Source organism: Pantoea sp. VS1, assembly GCF_002207995.1.
In the GTDB taxonomy this organism is placed as follows: Bacteria; Pseudomonadota; Gammaproteobacteria; order Enterobacterales; family Enterobacteriaceae; genus Pantoea; species Pantoea dispersa.
In genome coordinates this window covers 343,438-357,640 of the sequence record NZ_NHZE01000045.1, presented here as the reverse complement: position 1 = coordinate 357,640, position 14,203 = coordinate 343,438, and the positions used below count along the sequence as shown (strand labels likewise).

Sequence of the window (14,203 nt, the reverse complement as noted above, 5' to 3'; positions counted from 1 at the left end):
AGCATGAGCCAGAGTGTCAGTGATAACTACGCCGGTGTCTGGGGCAACCGCATCGGTTTTGGTCAGCGTCCGGCGCTGCTGATGATCGACTTTCTGCAGGGCTACACCACGCCGGGCGCCGCGCTATTTGCCCCGGGCGTGGTAGAGGCGGTGGCCGCCGCACAGGGCCTGCTGGCGGCGGCGCGCCAGTGCGCGATTCCGGTGATCCATACGCAGATTCGCTACCATCCGCAGCATCAGCAGGACGGCGGGATCTGGGTGCAGAAAGCCCCGGTGATGCGTGACATGGTGGAGGGCAATCCGCTCGCCGCGTTTTGTCCGGCGGTGCAGCCGCTTGCCGCAGAAGTGGTGATCACCAAACAGTATGCCAGCGCGTTTTTTGGCACGTCTCTGGCATCGATGCTGGTGGCGCAGGGCATCGATACGCTGCTGATCGCCGGCTGCTCCACCAGCGGCTGCATCCGCGCCAGCGCAGTGGATGCGTTGCAATACGGCTTTCGCGCCATGGTGGTGCGTGAATGCGTGGGCGATCGCCATGATGCGCCGCACCAGGCCAATTTATTTGATATCGACAGTAAATATGGCGACGTGGTAAGTAAAGCCGCGGCGCTGGAGTATCTCGGGAAGTTCAGCGCCCGTTAAGGGCGCGTTTCACCTGCACGGAGTGCGCACAAACAGTCCGTTTCGGCTGCGGCTGAGACGCATAACAACATCTCCCCGACGACGGGGTTATTGCGCCCGGAGAACACCATGACTGACGTTTCAACCCGTCCTGCTGCGCTGGCAGCCGAAGACACCGCTTCGATTTATCGCAAAATCACCTGGAAGCTGATTCCCTTTCTCTGCCTGTGTTATCTCGCGGCCTACCTTGATCGCATCAATATCGGCCTGGCTAAGCTACAGATGGCGAGCGATCTGGCGCTGAGCGAGACCGCGTTTGGTCTGGGTGCCGGGCTGTTTTTTGTCGGCTATATCCTGTTTGAAGTGCCGAGCAACCTGATTCTGCAGCGGGTCGGCGCAAAGATCTGGATCGCGCGCATTATGATTACCTGGGGCCTGCTCTCGACTGCCACGCTGCTGGTGCAAACGCCGACCCAGTTCTACATCATCCGCTTTTTCCTCGGCGCGGCCGAAGCCGGTTTTCTGCCTGGCGTGCTGTTCTATCTCACCAAATGGTTTCCCTCGTGGCGCCGCAGCCGCATCATTGCGCTGTTTATGATTGGCCTGCCGCTCTCCAGCCTGATTGGCGGACCGCTTTCCGGCTGGATCATGGGGCATTTTCATGAGGTTTACGGCATGCGCGGCTGGCAGTGGCTGTTTCTGCTGGAAGGTCTGCCCAGCGTATTACTGGGTGTGCTTACGTTCTGGCTGCTGCCGAACAGCGTCGAGAGCGCCAGCTGGCTCAGCAGCAGTGAGAAGCAGGCGGTGCTGCGCGAACTGGCGCGCGACGAAGGTGACGCCAAAGGGCTGAAACACAGCCTGCGCGATGGTCTGCTGAATATCCGCGTGGTGATGCTCGGCGGCATCGACTTCTCGATTCTGCTCAGCGCTTACGCCATGGGTTTCTGGATGCCGACCTTTATCAAGAATGCCGGCACCACCGATATCACCACCATTGGCTATCTGACGGCGATCCCCAGTCTGGCGGCGTTGATTGGTATGCTGGCGATCGGTGCCAGCTCAGACCGCCTGCGTGAACGCCGCTGGCACATCATCGTTCCGTTTATTATTGGTGCGGCGGCGATGGGCACCAGCACCTTCTTTGCTCATAACGTAGCGATGACCGTGCTGCTGTTCTCAATTGCGCAGGCGATGATTATCGGGGCGGTGCCGGTGTTTTTCAGCCTGCCCGCTACGTTCCTGAAAGGCACGGCGGCTGCGGCGGGTTTTGCGCTGGCCTGTTCGATCGCCAATATCGCCGGACTGGTGAGTAATTCCGTGATGGGCGTGGCGCTGGATCTCACCGGCAGCAGCAACGGCGCGCTGTGGTTCTTCGCCGTGTGTCTGCTGCTCAGTTCGCTGTTAGTGGTCGCGCTGCCAGCGAAGCTGGTGAACCGGTAGCGAATACCTTACCTATTTTGACGACCGCTGATGGATTGCCATCGATGGTGTAATGCCGAATAGTTCAGAAACTGCAATACGCACAAATTTGTAGCGGCGCGATTCATCGCGCAATAAATTGCGCCGCTACGATAAGTGCAATCATTTATGTACAAATTCAAAAGATAACTGACAAGGATTACGTCATTCATGGCGACCGCCTCACAGCCGCAGGATGCAGCTCCACACCCCGCCAGACCGCAACCCCCATCCGCACCTAATCCTCCTCGCTAATCGGTTATCCATAAGGTAAAAATCTTGTGGGATAGCTCAAACTATCAGCTAAAGGTATTATAAAGGTATCTATTCTGGTGCTAGATTGGTTCTACCAACACCGGGGAGTCTATTTCGATGAAAACTACAATTCCAAAGCTGTCGTTCATGATGTTCTTAGAGTGGTTTATCTGGGGGGCATGGTTCGTGCCGCTGTGGGCGTTTCTCAGCAAAAACGGCTTTTCGCCGGTTGAGATCGCCTGGTGCTACGCCTGTACCTCCATCGCTGCCATCCTGTCACCGATTCTGGTCGGCTCGCTGGCTGACCGTTTCTTCCAGGCACAGAAAGTGTTATCGCTGCTGACCATCGCCGGCGCGATTCTGATGTTCTTTGCCGCACAGCAGACGCACTTCAGCAGCTTCTTTCCGCTGCTGCTGCTGTATGCGCTCACCTATATGCCGACCATTGCGCTGACCAACAGTATTGCGTTTTCTCACGTCGGTGACGTGGAGCGCGACTATCCGCGCATCCGCGTGATGGGCACTATCGGCTGGATCGCCTCCGGCATCGCCTGCGGTTTCCTGCCGCCGCTGCTCGGCTTTGGCGATATCTCTGCCAGCAACGTACCGTTGCTGATCACCGCGGCCAGTTCGCTGCTGCTTGGCCTGTTCGCCCTGACCCTGCCAGCCACTGAACCCAAAAGCACCGGCAAGTTCAGCCTGCGCGTGGCGCTCGGCCTCGACGCACTGCATCTGCTGAAAGATCGCAGCTTCCTCGTATTTTTCGTCTGTTCATTTCTGTTCAGTATGCCGCTGGCGTTCTACTACATCTTCGCTGAGGGATATCTGACCGAAGTCGGTCTGCCACACGCCACCGGCTGGATGACGCTCGGCCAGGTATCAGAAATCTTCTTCCTGCTGGCGCTGCCGTTCTTCATTAAACGCTTTGGCATCGGCAAAGTGCTGCTGCTCGGCCTGGTCACCGCCGCGCTGCGCTACGTGTTCTTTGTGTTCGGCGGCGATCAAAACCTGCTGACCTTCGGCCTGCTGTTTATGGGCATTCTGCTGCACGGCGTCAGCTACGACTTCTACTTCATCACCGCCTACATTTATGTGGATAAGAAAGCGCCGGTGGCGATGCGTAACGCTGCGCAGGGCCTGATCACCCTGGCCTGTCAGGGCATCGGCAGCCTGCTGGGTTACCGCCTCGGCGGCTATCTGATGCAGGAGATGTTCGCGTATGACCAGCCGCGCAACGGCCAGACCTTCAACTGGGCGGGGATGTGGATGTTTGGCAGCGTGATGATTGTCATCATCACCATCGCCTTTATCGTCCTGTTCCGCGACGGCAAAAAACGCAGTGATGAATTAACCGCTTTTGAAAACTCCGCAACCGCTGACAGCCATAAATAAGAGATGTAACCATGACGATGACACACCAGGAAAAACGGATTTTGGGCGCATTTTACGGCCAGGCATTGGGCGATGCGATGGGCATGCCATCGGAACTGTGGCCGCGCAGCCGCGTGAAACAGCACTTTGGCTGGATCGATCGCTTCCTGCCCGGCCCGGCAGAAAACAATGCCGCCTGTTACTTTGGCCGGGCGGCTTTCACTGACGACACCTCAATGGCGCTGGCGCTGGCCGATGCCATTATCAGCCACGACGGCGAAATTGATGCGGAAACCATCGGCGCCAATATTCTGCGCTGGGCGGAAGCGTTTGATGCCTTTAACAAAAATGTGCTCGGGCCGACCTCCAAAATCGCGCTTAACGCGCTGAAAAACGGCACGCCGGTGGCGCAACTGGAAAATAACGGCCTGACCAACGGCGCGGCGATGCGCGTCTCGCCGCTTGGCTGTCTGCTGCCGGCGCGTGACCTGCCGGCTTTTATTGATGCTGTCGCGCTGGCCTCCAGCCCGACACACAAATCCGACGTGGCGATTGCCGGTGCCACCGCGATCGCCTGGGCAATCTCCCGCGCGATTGACGGTAGCGACTGGGCAACGATTCGTGACGAACTGCCGGCGATTGCCCGTGCGGCGCAGGAGCGGCGCGTCACCACTTTCAGTGCGGCAATGGCGGCCCGCATCGAACTGGCGTTGCAGGTGGTCGCGCAGGGCAGGGGCACCGAGTCGACCATGCAGCAGATCTACGATCTGGTCGGTACCGGCACCAGCACCATTGAATCGGTACCGGCGGCGATCGCTATGGTCGAACTGGCAGCCACCGATCCCAACCGCTGCGCCATTCTGTGCGCCAATCTGGGCGGCGATACGGATACCATCGGCGCGATGGCGGTTGCTATCTGCGGCGCGCTGCACGGTATCGACGCAATCGATGCGCAGCTAAAAGCGGAACTGGATGCCGCTAACGCGCTGGATTTCACCCATTACAGCCGCGCGTTTGTCCGTTTCCGCCAGCAGCGCGAGGCCGCTTATGCTGACGCCTGACGATCTGTCCCGACTGGCGGGCCGGTTGCCGGTGTGCGTGGTGGGGGCGGCGGTAGTGGATGTGATTGCCGATGCCTGGACGTTGCCGTATCGCGGCAGCGACATCGAACTGCATCAGCAGGGCGTGAACGTTGGCGGCTGTGCGCTTAACGTCGCCATTGCACTGCATCGTCTCGGCATTCCTTCTATCAACGCGCTGCCGCTGGGGAACGGTATCTGGGCCAGTATCGTGCGACAGAAGCTGGCGGAATACGGTGTGCAGAGCGTACTGGAAAATGCGCACGGTGATAATGGCTGGTGTCTGGCGCTGGTCGAGCCGGATGGCGAGCGCACCTTTCTTTCCGTCAGTGGCGTGGAAAACCAGTGGGACGCCGCGCTGTTGCGCACATTGCCGCAGCCGGCGCAGCGCTGGATCTATCTCTCCGGTTATCAGCTCACCAGCAAAAGCGGCGAAGTGCTGACCGACTGGCTGGAGCAGCAGGCACCGCCGTATCAGCTGCTGGTGGATTTTGGCCCGCGGCTGGCGGACATCGGCGAGGCGCAGTTTGCGCGTATCATGGCGTTGCAGCCACTGATTACAGTGAACAGGCAGGAAGCGGAGCTGCTGTGGCATGAGCGTCTGCGCGCATCTGAACCTTTCGACGCCCATCAGCTGATGGCGCGCTGGCAGCAGCAGTTTGGCGGCGCAATGGTGTTAAGGCTGGACAGCGAAGGTGCCGGATACATCGACGCTGAGGCGCAGGGCTGGGTGCCCGCACTGGCGACAACGGTGGTCGATACTATCGGCGCGGGCGACAGCCATGCTGGCGGATTACTGGCGGGATTAGCGTCCGGCTGGTCACTGGCGGAGAGCGTTGCGCTGGGCAACGCAGTGGCGTCATATGTGGTTTCCCGGCGCGGCGGCGACTGTGCGCCCGATCGCGCCACACTGCGCGCTTACTGGCAGCAACGCCTTACTCAGCAATAAACACGTACATATCGCTGCGGCAGTAGCTGATGCTGTACTCCAGCGGATTGCCCTGTGCGTCGAGTGCCAGCTGCTTAATCACCAGCACCGGCACATTGGCGGGCAGGGCAATTTGCTGCTGAAGGGCTTCGTCCGGCATACGCGCACTGACCCGGCTCTGGGATTTCACCGGCAGGATCTGCTGGCGATGAAAATAGTCATATAGCGAAATACCAATCTCATCGGCATCGGCAATGTAGCGCGCCGGCACCCATGACTCTTCAACCGAGACCGCCTGGCGGTCAACATAGCGAATACGTTTCAGCAGATAGACATCGCTGCCCGTGCTCAGCCCCAGCTTCTCGGCGATCTCTGCGCTGCAGGCAATTTTGCTTTTGTTGATCCACACGGTGTCCGGCGTTTTACCGCGCAGCACCGCCTGCTGCGACAATCCTTTTGGTTCTTTGAGTGAATATTCAAACTGGCTGCAGATCTGCGTGCCGTAGCCGCGGGAACGAAACACGACGCCCTCTTTTTCCAGCTCGTCCATGGCTTTACGCACGGTGATGCGTGAGATGTTCAGCGACTGGCTAAACTCGCGCTCGCCCGGCAGGATCTCCTCGTGCACCAGCGTGCCATCGCGCACCGCCTCTTTAATCGCACTGGCAAAGCGTTTATACAGCGGTGTGCGGCTCTCTATCGCCAGCGTGGTGGTCAACCGCGCCAACAGCGCATTGTGGTCAGTCATAGCGGGCAGGGCACTCACTCGGGTCAGCGGCAGGAACCGCTATAATACTGAATTTTAATGCGGCGCGCAGCCAGCGTCGCGTGACGGTGCGGGTGCTATGCTGCCAGACGGCCCTGGTAGTTCCCTTGTTTATTTCCGGAGACATTATGTTAATCGCTCAGATTTCAGACATCCATGCCGCACCGGACAATGATCACCTGCTGCGCCTGGCGCGCGCGCTGGCGTGGCTCACTCATGTGCAACCGGATGCGCTGGTGTTAACGGGCGATCTTGTTGATGGCGAGTGGCGGCAGGGTTACTGGCAGATAGCTGAGCAACTGCGCCAGCAGCATTACCCTGCATTTATATTGCCGGGCAACGCCGATGATCGACGACTCATGCAAATGACATGGCATGAAGATCACTGGGCGAAAAACACCCCGGCAGACGCGCTGCATTTTGTTCAGGATATGGGCGGTTTGCGTATGCTGGGGCTGGACTCCACGGTGAATAAACAGAATTTTGGCAGCGTCGGGGATCATCTGGAATGGCTGGAAAGACAACTCAGCGATACGCATGGACTGCCAGCACTGCTTTTTCTGCATCATCCGGTTATCGCATCGGGCATACCGACGCTGGATGAATCAATGTGTCGGGGGCTTGATAAGCTGGAGTCGATCCTCAGACGCAGCCGGGTTAGAATACTGGCGATTGCAGCCGGGCATGTGCACCGGCCCGCAGCAGGCATGTTTGCAGGGGTTCCGGCTTACATTTGTGGCTCAATTTGCCCGGCGAACCCGCTGTGGTTCGGCAGCCAGCGGGTTCCTCCGGTGAATGATCTACCGGCACTGATGGTGCACCGTTTCGCCCGCGGCGTTTTGACCAGTCATCATGTTTCTTTATCCTGCTGATAATGAGGCACATCGTCGCGTTCTGTTAGCCACGGCACGGTGTGCGAGTACCAGATATAGGAAACCGGCGTCTGAGCGGGATCGTCGTCCAGCGTGGCCACACGCAGAATCACGTGGCTCTGATGAGGTCTTTCAGCCATCAGATGAGATCCGCAGACTGAACAGAAATAACGCAACTTATCCGGGGAAGAATTAAATGCCGTCAGAAATTCTTCTCCCTGGGTCCACCTGAAATCCTCACGCCGCACGCGCGCTGTGGAGGTATAAGCGGCGGCGTGCGCTTTCCTGCAGGTATGACAGCAGCAATGCGTAATGCTGCCGGCCAGGCGATCGCATTCGTAGCGCACACGTTTACAGAGACAACTTCCATTCATTTTTTCTCCTGATACCTGTGCCGGATTATTGCATCAGCTTCAGATGGAGGAGGGGAAACGGCTTTCCCTCACCATCAACAGAAGACCGTCCCGTCACCTGAAAACCCAGATGCTGATAAAACCCGAGCGCAGCGGTATTTTGTTCGTTAACGTCCACTTTTTTCGCTGAAAGATGACGGATTGCGTAATGGACTAACCGTGCACCGATCCCTTTTTTGTGATGAGCGGGCGAGACGAAAAGCATCTCGATATTCTCATCCTGCACGCCGATGAACCCGACAATGTCATGGTTTTCATCGCTCACTTTTCTTAAAACAACAGCATCAAAATAATTTTCCAGAATAAGCTGTCTGAGCCGCAGGATATCCTGTTCATTCAGGAAATGATGCGTTGCCCGGACGGCAGCCTCCCAGACCTGAATCAGTAAGTGATACTCTTCCTTGCTTACTTCGCTAATTGTCACTATGCCTCCTTAACATGCCAACGCGATGGCTTAACGCAATGCCTGCGCTAATCGCTGGCCAGCCGCGCATAAAGATATTCATCGCCCCACATCCCTTTGAAAAAAATATTCTGTTGGTAGTGCGCTTCACGGCGAAAATTCAGCTTTTCCAGCAGGTTTATGGCGCGAATATTACGTGTGTCTACCACGGCAGTAAGCCGGTGTTTTGCAAACTGCGTGAAAAGCAGAGTAACGATGGCACTCGTTGCTTCAAACGCAAAACCCTGTTTCTGATATCCGGCATCAAATGTCATACCGAGTTCAGCTTGTCTTCCTTCATCAAAAAAATGAATTCCGATGTCCCCTATCGGCCGGTCGTCTTCCTGATGTGCTACGGCAAACTGAAACCAGGTGTTATCGCTGTTGAATGGCAGCGCATCCTGCTGCGCATATAATCTCTCAGCGTCCTGCCGGGAAAATTCTTCCCAGCTTTGATAACGAGCAACGTCTGGCAGATTGCGATAGCGCGACAGATGCGGCAAATCAGCCACTGTCAGCTTGCGCAACACCAGGCGTTGAGTATAAATCGGCAACGTCAGTGCCATATGTTCTCCGCTGCCTGCGTGCAGGCGAGTTAAAGTAAACCGGGAGCGGTGCGTATTGCTTCAAGCCCGACGCGCTGCCCGAAAGACAGCTCCAGCGTATTGCCATCAGGATCGGCAAAAAATACGTAATATCCCACTGGTTCGCCAGCCTCTTCAGCAGCTTTGCGTAACACGCCTTCGGCGACGGCCATCGCTGTTTTACGATCGATCTCTTCGCGTGACGCACAGGCAATGCCTAAGTGTCCAAATTTACCCAGTGGCGTGTCTGACACGTCATCCGCCTGCACCAGAACCAGCGCGAAAGGGCGGGTATGATCGCTCAGCCATGCCACCTTGCGGGCAGCCGGGACGTCAGGTTCACGGGTGTGTATCACCTTCATTCCTGCATAGCGGCGGTAGAAATCCATGCTCTTCTCCAGATCCCTCACCATAAACGCAACGTGGGTAAATCCAACATCGATATCCTTCATCTGCATCCTGTCTCCATTTATTGCCCCCTGACACGATAAAAACTCAAGCCTGCTTAAGGTTAATCGCCATAAAGGGCGTGGTAGCTGATCATTTTTCCGTGTGGAGGCGTGGTGCGTGAAACGGTACTCTCTCTTAAAATTTCAATATAACTCAACAGTTTTAAGATAAAAACGACACGGCAACGCGTGCTATATGCCTATTAATAACGTTGACGGAGCGGAAATAAAAACGATTTAATTTCCGCCTGTTTTTTAGGAAAACTAAACAATGCGAAACAGTCTGCCTTCTCTTAACGCCCTGAAGGCGTTCGAATCCGTTGCCCGGCACCTCAGCATGACCCTTGCAGGCCAGGAGTTGCACGTCACGCCCGGCGCGATCAGCCTGCACATCAGGGAACTGGAACGGCAACTGGGCCTACCCCTGTTTCAGCGAAATGGACGCAAACTGGCGCTGACGGCATCCGGTCAGGGCTATTACTACTCGATTGCTTCAGCTTTCAGCCTGATACGTGAAGCCACTGAAACGCTGGTGCAGGAGACACAAAAAAATACCATCACGCTGGCCTGCACCACCGGATTTGCGACCCACTGGTTACTGCCGCGGCTGGCTGATTTTGAACGTGCCTGTCCGGATATCGACCTGCGCATCAGTGCCACTTCCCGCATTCAGTCTTTCGCCACGGATGGTATCGACCTGGCCGTACGGCATGGCAACGGTTTCTGTGAGGGTTGCGTGAGTGAGAAGTTGATCGACGACGACTACCTTGCAGTCTGCATTCCTGCTGTGGCGCAGCAGCTGGGGGAACCGCCGGCACTTGCCGCACTCGGTCGCGTCACGTTACTGCATGATATGCACCGGGAAGACTGGCAGCGCTGGCTCGCTGAAGCCGGCGTCGGGGATATTGATTCCGGTAAAGGGCCGTTGTATAGCGATGGCAGCGGGGCGTGGCTGGCGATGCTTGCCGGCATGGGCGTAGCGCTGATGCGCAGACGATTTGTTCAGGCCAACCTGGCATCCGGTGAAGTGGTGGCACCGTTTTCAAATACGCTGAATACCGGACACGCGTACTGGCTTATTACGCCTCACGAAGCGCTGCTGCGTTCTGCCGTGGTAAAAGTAAGAGCCTGGCTCATGCAGCAGTCCACAGAATAGAATAGCGTCCGGCATTTCTTCATATCAACAAGACATAGTAAATTTCTGAGCAAGCCGATATAACAGGTTCAGGACATTTCACCTGCAGAGGATATCATGGCGCTTTCACACGAATTAATGCTGATTTACACCACTTATTTTGTGGCAACGGCCAGCCCTGGTCCGAGTAATATGGCGATTATGGGAACGGCGATGAATAAAGGGCGCGGTGCCGCCTTAGCGCTTGCGGGCGGGGTAATTGGCGGCTCAATGCTGTGGGCGCTGCTGGCGGCCTGCGGGGTATTAACCGTGCTGGCGACGTTTGCCCAATTGCTGCTGGTATTGAAAATCGGCGGCGGGTTATATCTGTTGTGGCTGTCATACAAGGCCGGTAAATCTGCGTTAACCCGCACCGCTGCCGATAAAACCGTTATCAGCGATCACCGTGTTGCGTATGGCGCGTTATTTCGTCAGGGAATTTTGATGCACGTCGGTAATCCGAAAGCCATTTTAACCTGGGTCGCGATCATGTCCGTCGCGCTCAAACCGGACGCTGCAGCCTCGACCTTACCGCTGATTATTCTCGGCTGTGCGGCGATTTGCGTCGCGGTATTTTGCGGCTATGCGCTGATATTTTCCACCGCAGCAATGAACGCGTTTTACCGTCGTATCCGCCGGGGATTAGATGCGCTATTAGCCTGCTGTTTTGCCATTGCCGGACTGAAACTGGTGTTGAGTCGTCAATAAAGTAAATTTTTAACCTCAGGTTCGCCCTCCATAGCAACAGGCCGCTCAGTTAAGTAAACCACCATGAGCAGCCTGGTTGTCGCGGCGCCACGCATCGCACCCTGCTTCAGGCCGTCACTCTGGTGTGATAACCGCGCCTAGAGTCTTGATCTCAAATGTGTTTAGATACCTGAACGTTAAAGCCAGTGAATCGTTGCCATGAATCTAAAGGAAACTATCGTCCGCGAGTTCAATGAGTTATCGCCAGAACTACAGCGGGCTGCCGAATTCTCACTGCAGAATGCCAATCAACTGGTGGTGCAATCCATGCGCACCTTTGCGCAGCAGGCCGGGGTGAAACCGGCAACGCTGCTGCGCCTGGCGAAACGGCTGGGCTATAACGGCTGGAGTGAACTCAAAGACGCATTTATTGATGACATCGGCCTGCGCAATGATACCTATGTCTCGAAAGCGGAAAAGCTGGTGGCCGCCGGCACGCAACCGCAGCTGTATGATGCGATGTTTCAGGCCCATCAGACCAACCTGGCCTTTACGCAGAACGAAAACCGCCAGGCAATGGAACAGGCGGTGACCTTACTCGATGCGGCTGACAATGTTTACATCTGCGGCTTCCGCGCCAGCTTTCCGATCGCCTGGTCATTATTTTATGTGTATCGGCTGTTCAATCGTCAGGTATCACTGGTGGATGGTCTGGCGAGCAATATCGAAGTTTTCACGCGTGAACTGACCGCCGCGGATTGCCTGTTACTTACCAGCTTTGCCCCTTATTCACGCGAATCACTTGATGTACTGCGCGCAGCGCAGCAGGCGGGCGCAAAGATCATCGCCATCACCGACTCACCGGTCTCGCCGCTGGCGCAGGCCGCTGATTGCTCGCTCCGTTTTTCACTGGATAGCCCATCGTTCTTCCCGTCAGTCGTCTCTGGCATGGGCCTGGCCGAGTGCCTGCTGGCGATGCTAGTGGCCCGTCATGGACGTGATGCGGTCAGTAAAATTGAAAACGCCGAACGCTATTTAATCGATTCCGGCGCTTACGTGCATGCCGGCAAATCCTGACAGATGATTCATTTGTATCTGTCATAAGAATATTGAATGCGATTGAATCATTATTGCGTTGACGTGATTCAAATGGATCCTGCAAGATACGTTTCAACAACGAAGCGTATTCAGGAGCAGGACCAGCATGAGCCGTATCATTCACCGCAGTCTGCGCAGCGTGCCCGCCGTGGCTACGCGCGCACACGGGGCCTACATTTTTGATGCACAGGGAAAACAGTATCTTGATGCCTGCGGTGGTGCCGCCGTTTCCTGCCTGGGCCACGCCCATCCTGACGTCCTCGCAGCCATGCATCGTCAAATCGATCAACTGGCTTATGCGCATACCAGTTTCTTCACCAGCGATACCGTTGAACAGCTCGCCGAACAGTTAACGCGCACCGCACCGGGCGATCTTAACTATGCCTATTTCGTGTCGGGCGGTTCTGAGGCAGTGGAAACCGCACTGAAACTGGCCCGGCAATACTTTGTTGAGATCGGACAGCCCGCGCGTACCCGTTTCATCGCCCGCAAACAGAGCTACCACGGCAATACGCTGGGCGCGCTGGCGGTGGGTGGCAACGAATGGCGCCGGCGTCAGTTCGCACCCTTGTTAATCGACGTGATTCGCGTTTCAGCCTGCAATGAGTATCGCGATCGCCGTGCCGATGAAACCCAGCAGCAGTATACCCAGCGGCTGTTGAGCGAGCTGGAGCAGGCGATTGTCGATGCGGGCCCGGAAACGATTATTGGCTTCTGCGCGGAGACGGTGGTCGGTGCGACCAGCGGTGCCACGCCGCCGACGCCGGGCTATCTGCAGGGTGTACGTCGCCTGTGCGACAAGTATGGCATTTTGTTTATCGCCGATGAGGTGATGTGCGGAATGGGGCGTACCGGCACACTGCACGCGTTCGAACAGGATGGCGTGGTACCTGATTTGGTCACCATCGCCAAAGGACTGGGTGGCGGTTATCAACCCATCGGCGCGGTGCTGGCCAGTGAGAAGATCGTGTCTGCGCTGCAGGCTGGCAGCGGTCTGTTCCAGCATGGACACACTTATATTTGTCATGCGACAGCCGCTGCGGCGGCGTTAGCAGTACAGCAGGTGATTGAGCGCGACCATCTGCTGGAGGCGGTTCAGCAGCAGGGCGCTTATCTGCACAAGGCGCTTCGCGACGTGCTGGGGGAGTTACCGCACGTCGGTGATACACGCGGCCGCGGCCTGTTTGCCGGTGTGGAGCTGGTGCGTGATAAAGCCACAAAAACCCCGTTCGATCCGGCAGTGAAACTTCACGCAGCCATCAAGGCCAACTGTATGGCGCGCGGTTTGCTGGTCTATCCGATGGGCGGCACGCTGGACGGGCAATATGGCGATCATATTTTAATTGCCCCACCGTTTATCGTCACCCCGCAACAACTGGATTTTGTCGTGGATACGCTGAACACCGTGATACGTGAAGAGACCGGCAAATTATGATCAACCGATTACCGCCGCTGGCCGAGCAGGACTGGGATGAGCAGCAACGTCCGCTCGCGGAAGAGATTATCAACGGGCCACGCGGTGCGCTGCTGCCCCCGTTTGAGCCGCTGCTGCGCAGTCCCGAGTTAATGGCACACGCACAGCGTATGGGGGAATATCTGCGCTATCGCAGTGCGCTGGGCCAGCGGTTATCGGAACTGGCGATTTTAATGACGGCAAGGCACTGGTCACAGCCGGTAGAGTGGGCAATCCATGCGCCGATAGCGCGCGAAAAGGGGATTTCTGCTGCAGCGGTGCAGGCCATCAATGAAAAACGTCAGCCCGCGGATTTGCAGCCTGATGAGTGGGTGATTTATCAGTTTTGCCAGCAGTTACATCAGCAACAGAAAATCAGTGATGCCACCTGGCAGCAAGCCATCGAATTATGGGGCGAGAAGGGCGTGGTGGATTTGATAGGCATTAACGGCTATTACAGTTTTCTCTCGATGATCATGAACGGCGCACAGACGCCGGTACCCTTTACGCAGGATCACTTGCTTCCTGCATAAGTTGTCGCATTACTCCGGGC

Annotated in this window: 16 protein-coding genes; 11 read left to right on the top strand and 5 right to left on the bottom strand. The window is 56.6% G+C overall.

Annotated features, from left to right (window positions below):
• Window positions 1–3: 3 nt before the first annotated feature.
• The 5 genes from CBW22_RS18515 (at window position 4) to CBW22_RS18495 (ending at window position 5,733) form a co-directional block, all read left to right on the top strand.
• The gene (locus CBW22_RS18515; RefSeq protein ID WP_021508812.1) at window positions 4–642 is read left to right on the top strand and encodes an isochorismatase family protein; all 639 of its coding nucleotides are present in this window, start codon (window positions 4–6) and stop codon (window positions 640–642) included.
• A gap of 108 nt (window positions 643–750) precedes the next feature.
• Window positions 751–2,061: an MFS transporter gene (locus CBW22_RS18510; protein ID WP_021508813.1), complete on the top strand. Its 1,311-nt coding sequence runs from the start codon at window positions 751–753 to the stop codon at window positions 2,059–2,061.
• A gap of 390 nt (window positions 2,062–2,451) precedes the next feature.
• On the top strand, window positions 2,452–3,726 hold the full coding sequence (locus CBW22_RS18505) for a nucleoside permease (RefSeq protein ID WP_031279949.1): 1,275 nt from the start codon (window positions 2,452–2,454) through the stop codon (window positions 3,724–3,726).
• A 17-nt stretch (window positions 3,727–3,743) separates the two neighbouring features.
• Window positions 3,744–4,766, top strand: a complete 1,023-nt coding sequence (locus tag CBW22_RS18500) for an ADP-ribosylglycohydrolase family protein (protein WP_031279951.1) — start codon at window positions 3,744–3,746, stop codon at window positions 4,764–4,766.
• Window positions 4,753–5,733, top strand: a complete 981-nt coding sequence (locus CBW22_RS18495; protein ID WP_088517461.1) for a PfkB family carbohydrate kinase — start codon at window positions 4,753–4,755, stop codon at window positions 5,731–5,733. Before CBW22_RS18500 ends, CBW22_RS18495 begins: the two co-directional genes overlap by 14 nt.
• On the opposite strand, the gene CBW22_RS18490 is transcribed toward CBW22_RS18495, so the two are convergent.
• On the bottom strand, window positions 5,720–6,460 hold the full coding sequence (locus tag CBW22_RS18490; RefSeq protein ID WP_088517460.1) for a GntR family transcriptional regulator: 741 nt from the start codon (window positions 6,458–6,460) through the stop codon (window positions 5,720–5,722). The genes CBW22_RS18495 and CBW22_RS18490 overlap by 14 nt on opposite strands.
• A gap of 146 nt (window positions 6,461–6,606) precedes the next feature.
• Between CBW22_RS18490 and CBW22_RS18485 the strand changes: the two genes are divergently transcribed.
• Entirely contained in the window at window positions 6,607–7,350 is a 744-nt protein-coding gene (locus CBW22_RS18485) for a metallophosphoesterase (RefSeq protein ID WP_088517459.1), read from the top strand.
• Here the strand turns inward: CBW22_RS18485 and CBW22_RS18480 are convergent.
• From CBW22_RS18480 to CBW22_RS18465, 4 genes are read right to left on the bottom strand one after another with little or no spacing between them, the layout of a single operon-like run.
• Entirely contained in the window at window positions 7,329–7,724 is a 396-nt protein-coding gene (locus tag CBW22_RS18480) for a GFA family protein (protein WP_088517458.1), read from the bottom strand. The two genes, CBW22_RS18485 and CBW22_RS18480, sit on opposite strands and share 22 nt — an antisense overlap.
• 25 nt (window positions 7,725–7,749) lie before the next feature.
• On the bottom strand, window positions 7,750–8,187 hold the full coding sequence (locus tag CBW22_RS18475) for an acetyltransferase (protein ID WP_088517457.1): 438 nt from the start codon (window positions 8,185–8,187) through the stop codon (window positions 7,750–7,752).
• 47 nt (window positions 8,188–8,234) lie between these two features.
• Complete coding sequence (locus CBW22_RS18470; RefSeq protein ID WP_088517575.1) at window positions 8,235–8,765, bottom strand: GNAT family N-acetyltransferase; 531 nt, start codon at window positions 8,763–8,765, stop codon at window positions 8,235–8,237.
• 35 nt (window positions 8,766–8,800) lie between these two features.
• The gene (locus CBW22_RS18465) at window positions 8,801–9,241 is read right to left on the bottom strand and encodes a VOC family protein (protein ID WP_088517574.1); all 441 of its coding nucleotides are present in this window, start codon (window positions 9,239–9,241) and stop codon (window positions 8,801–8,803) included.
• 268 nt (window positions 9,242–9,509) lie between these two features.
• On the opposite strand from CBW22_RS18465, the gene gcvA reads away from it, so the two are divergent.
• The 5 genes from gcvA (at window position 9,510) to CBW22_RS18440 (ending at window position 14,183) form a co-directional block, all read left to right on the top strand.
• Window positions 9,510–10,394, top strand: a complete 885-nt coding sequence (gene gcvA, locus CBW22_RS18460) for a transcriptional regulator GcvA (RefSeq protein WP_088517456.1) — start codon at window positions 9,510–9,512, stop codon at window positions 10,392–10,394.
• Window positions 10,395–10,490: 96 nt separating this feature from the next.
• On the top strand, window positions 10,491–11,120 hold the full coding sequence (locus CBW22_RS18455) for a LysE family translocator (protein WP_058776142.1): 630 nt from the start codon (window positions 10,491–10,493) through the stop codon (window positions 11,118–11,120).
• Window positions 11,121–11,318: 198 nt separating this feature from the next.
• Entirely contained in the window at window positions 11,319–12,176 is an 858-nt protein-coding gene (locus tag CBW22_RS18450) for a MurR/RpiR family transcriptional regulator (protein ID WP_088517455.1), read from the top strand.
• A 127-nt stretch (window positions 12,177–12,303) separates the two neighbouring features.
• Entirely contained in the window at window positions 12,304–13,632 is a 1,329-nt protein-coding gene (locus tag CBW22_RS18445; protein WP_088517454.1) for an aspartate aminotransferase family protein, read from the top strand.
• On the top strand, window positions 13,629–14,183 hold the full coding sequence (locus CBW22_RS18440; protein ID WP_176428143.1) for a carboxymuconolactone decarboxylase family protein: 555 nt from the start codon (window positions 13,629–13,631) through the stop codon (window positions 14,181–14,183). Before CBW22_RS18445 ends, CBW22_RS18440 begins: the two co-directional genes overlap by 4 nt.
• The last annotated feature ends 20 nt before the right edge of the window (window positions 14,184–14,203 follow it).

What these genes read in the sequence shown, in the direction of transcription:
- CBW22_RS18515 (WP_021508812.1), top strand. Translation starts at nt 4, where the DNA reads ATGAGCCAGAGTGTCAGTGATAACTACGCCGGTGTCTGGGGCAACCGC.
- CBW22_RS18510 (WP_021508813.1), top strand. Translation starts at nt 751, where the DNA reads ATGACTGACGTTTCAACCCGTCCTGCTGCGCTGGCAGCCGAAGACACC.
- CBW22_RS18505 (WP_031279949.1), top strand. Translation starts at nt 2,452, where the DNA reads ATGAAAACTACAATTCCAAAGCTGTCGTTCATGATGTTCTTAGAGTGG.
- CBW22_RS18500 (WP_031279951.1), top strand. Translation starts at nt 3,744, where the DNA reads ATGACACACCAGGAAAAACGGATTTTGGGCGCATTTTACGGCCAGGCA.
- CBW22_RS18495 (WP_088517461.1), top strand. Translation starts at nt 4,753, where the DNA reads ATGCTGACGCCTGACGATCTGTCCCGACTGGCGGGCCGGTTGCCGGTG.
- CBW22_RS18490 (WP_088517460.1), bottom strand. Translation starts at nt 6,460, where the DNA reads ATGACTGACCACAATGCGCTGTTGGCGCGGTTGACCACCACGCTGGCG.
- CBW22_RS18485 (WP_088517459.1), top strand. Translation starts at nt 6,607, where the DNA reads ATGTTAATCGCTCAGATTTCAGACATCCATGCCGCACCGGACAATGAT.
- CBW22_RS18480 (WP_088517458.1), bottom strand. Translation starts at nt 7,724, where the DNA reads ATGAATGGAAGTTGTCTCTGTAAACGTGTGCGCTACGAATGCGATCGC.
- CBW22_RS18465 (WP_088517574.1), bottom strand. Translation starts at nt 9,241, where the DNA reads ATGAAGGATATCGATGTTGGATTTACCCACGTTGCGTTTATGGTGAGG.
- gcvA (WP_088517456.1), top strand. Translation starts at nt 9,510, where the DNA reads ATGCGAAACAGTCTGCCTTCTCTTAACGCCCTGAAGGCGTTCGAATCC.
- CBW22_RS18455 (WP_058776142.1), top strand. Translation starts at nt 10,491, where the DNA reads ATGGCGCTTTCACACGAATTAATGCTGATTTACACCACTTATTTTGTG.
- CBW22_RS18450 (WP_088517455.1), top strand. Translation starts at nt 11,319, where the DNA reads ATGAATCTAAAGGAAACTATCGTCCGCGAGTTCAATGAGTTATCGCCA.
- CBW22_RS18445 (WP_088517454.1), top strand. Translation starts at nt 12,304, where the DNA reads ATGAGCCGTATCATTCACCGCAGTCTGCGCAGCGTGCCCGCCGTGGCT.
- CBW22_RS18440 (WP_176428143.1), top strand. Translation starts at nt 13,629, where the DNA reads ATGATCAACCGATTACCGCCGCTGGCCGAGCAGGACTGGGATGAGCAG.